The sequence below is a fragment of the Caballeronia telluris genome (assembly GCF_001544495.1).
In the GTDB taxonomy this organism is placed as follows: Bacteria; Pseudomonadota; Gammaproteobacteria; order Burkholderiales; family Burkholderiaceae; genus Caballeronia; species Caballeronia telluris.
In genome coordinates, this window is sequence record NZ_FCNZ02000101.1 from 1 (window position 1) to 2,342 (window position 2,342).

Annotated in this window: 2 protein-coding genes; one reads left to right on the forward strand and one right to left on the reverse strand. The window is 60.5% G+C overall.

All coding sequences use genetic code 11. The annotated features are described in order from the left end of the window. Window positions 1-162 precede the first annotated feature (162 nt). Window positions 163-897, reverse strand: coding sequence for an SDR family NAD(P)-dependent oxidoreductase (locus AWB66_RS32265; protein WP_087634024.1), 735 nt, complete (start codon window positions 895-897; stop codon window positions 163-165). Window positions 898-1,003: 106 nt separating this feature from the next. Here AWB66_RS32265 and AWB66_RS32270 point away from each other — a divergent pair, with 106 nt between their 5' ends. Then, window positions 1,004-1,951 (forward strand): LysR family transcriptional regulator, encoded by a 948-nt coding sequence (locus tag AWB66_RS32270; protein ID WP_087634025.1) that lies wholly within the window; start codon window positions 1,004-1,006, stop codon window positions 1,949-1,951. Window positions 1,952-2,342 lie beyond the last annotated feature (391 nt).

Here is a 2,342-nt window from a genome sequence, read left to right on the forward strand (position 1 = left end):
TGGTACGAAGTAGTTTTGTCGGGCATTGCAACACCTTATACGAGACACGTGTTGCACCTCGCTTTTGAGGCCGTCCAATAATTGCGTAGCTCATATGTTTTCCTTTGGTGCGACGCCATACGGGCTCCGAAGTCGAATGGAGTGACCGGCGGGCGTAGCAGGTCAGAGTTGCGCAAGGCCGCCGTCAACGGCAACCTCGCTGGCGGTCATGAAGCTGCTGTCCGGCGACGCGAGAAAGGCGGCCGCCGCTGCTATCTCTGCCGGATCGGCCATGCGCTGAAGCGGAGTCATCGAGGCGAAGACCTTCTGACCTTCCTCGCCTAGCGCTTCCTTCGCGAGTTCGGTCGCCGTCGCCCCGGGTGACAGCACGTTGACCCGGATGCCGGTTCCCTTCAGGTCCTCGGCCCAGGTCCGTGCGAGGTTGCGCACCGCCGCCTTGCTCGCGCTATAGGCGCTCATTCCCGGGGCGCCTGTGGTGCCGGCGCTCGATCCGGTCAGGATGATCGAACCACCCTTGCCCATCAGCGGCAGCGCCTTTTGGACCGTGAAGATCGTGCCCTTCACGTTGGTATCGAAGGTTTCGTCGATATGCTGGGAGGTGATCTTGCCGAGCGGAAGCATGCTTCCCGCACCGGCATTGGCGAAGACGATGTCGAGGGTTCCGCGCTCGGCCTTCACCGCCGCGTAGAGTCGGTCGAGGTCGGCCAGATCGGAGACCGAGCCCTTCACCGCGCGCGCATTGGGCCCGAGGTCGGCAACAGCGGCGTCGAGTGCTTCCTGCCGCCGGCCGAAGATGAAGACGAAGGCACCCTCCTCGATGAAGCGCTTTGCTGCGGCCCGGCCGATGCCGGTAGCGCCACCGGTGATCACGGCGGTCTTTCCATTCAGTCTGTTCATGTCATGCATCCTTCGAAAGAAAAGCGAGAAATGCAATCCTGCACCTCTTGATCCATGAAGCCAATTGACTGAATATCTATAGGTACCATCTACTTTTTAGATACGTATGCTCGATAACGTCACCATCAATCAACTTCGGGCCTTCGTTGCCGTGTGTGACCAGGGAAGCTTTTCCGGGGCTGCACGGGAGCTAAGGCGTGCACAGTCAGCGATCAGTCACGCGATCAACGCGCTCGAGAGTGCCTTCGATGTGTTGCTGTTCGAACGGAACGCCCGCAAAGCCACGCTTACAGCAGCGGGCCGAAGCCTCCTGCCTGATGCTCGCGGGGTGATCACACGCACCGAGGAAATGAAGACGCGCGCGGTTGCGATTGCTGAAGCCGGGGTGCCACAGGTCTCGATTGCAGTGGATACCTATTTTCCGCGCGCGCACCTGATTGAATGCCTGCGCAGGCTGCAGTCGGACTTTCCAACCGTTGCAATCAATCTGCGCATGACGACCATGCAAGGCGGCGAGCGCCTGGTTCTCGAAGGACCGTGCGCATTGGCCGTGACGATCACCGACGTGCCGGAGCTGAGCCCGGGTACCATAGAAAGGCAGCATCTATGTGAAGCGCAAATGGTGACCGTCTGTGCGCCATCGCATCCGCTGGCCGCAATCGCGGGGCCGATTCCGCGGGAGGAATTTGGCCGGCACATCCAGCTCGTCGTAACCGACAATCAGCCAGATGCGGGAAAGACCCAACAAGGGGTCGCCGGTGAACGCCAGTGGCTTGTGAATGACCTCGGCGCGAAGCACGATTTGCTAAAGGGCAGCTTATGCTGGGGGCACATGCCGCATCATGTGGTTGCGGAAGACCTCGCGAACGGAACACTTGTCGAACTCCAACGGCGCGCATGGCACATGCGCGCCCTCACGTTCATGATCTCGCAGCGGCGCGGGTACTCGTTTTCCGAATGCGAGACGCGGCTGGTTGCGCTCCTTGGCAATCGTCAACGCTTTTCAAAGGGTGCCAGCAAGCGCTCCGTCTCACGCGCAGGCAAAAAAGCGTGAAGGGCCGCTACGCGTGAGCAACAGCCAGCAAGGCCTGCTGCTCTTGGACGGATGCCGCAAGGTAGATAGACGGCTGGTGGGTTCCGAAATGTTCAACGGCTGAAACGGGTCGCGAATACTCATTCACTCTTGTCGGACACCGACGTTTACCACCACCGGACCGCCAATGACTGCAAAGGGACGAGCAGCCGCCGCGCGGCGCCTGAAGGGTGACCGTCGCTAAGGCCGAACTGCGCGTGTAGCTCGTCTGTCCATTTCCGAAGTGAAGCAGCCAGCCAAAAGGCACACCGCCCAATTTCCTGAAACGCCGGTTGTGGCCGAATCCGGTCCTAAATCGACTGATCGGCGCGGCCCCCCGCCAGTCGAGCGATTCCAGCAAACTATTGCATCG

What these genes read in the sequence shown, in the direction of transcription:
- AWB66_RS32265 (WP_087634024.1), bottom strand. Translation starts at nt 897, where the DNA reads ATGAACAGACTGAATGGAAAGACCGCCGTGATCACCGGTGGCGCTACC.
- AWB66_RS32270 (WP_087634025.1), top strand. Translation starts at nt 1,004, where the DNA reads ATGCTCGATAACGTCACCATCAATCAACTTCGGGCCTTCGTTGCCGTG.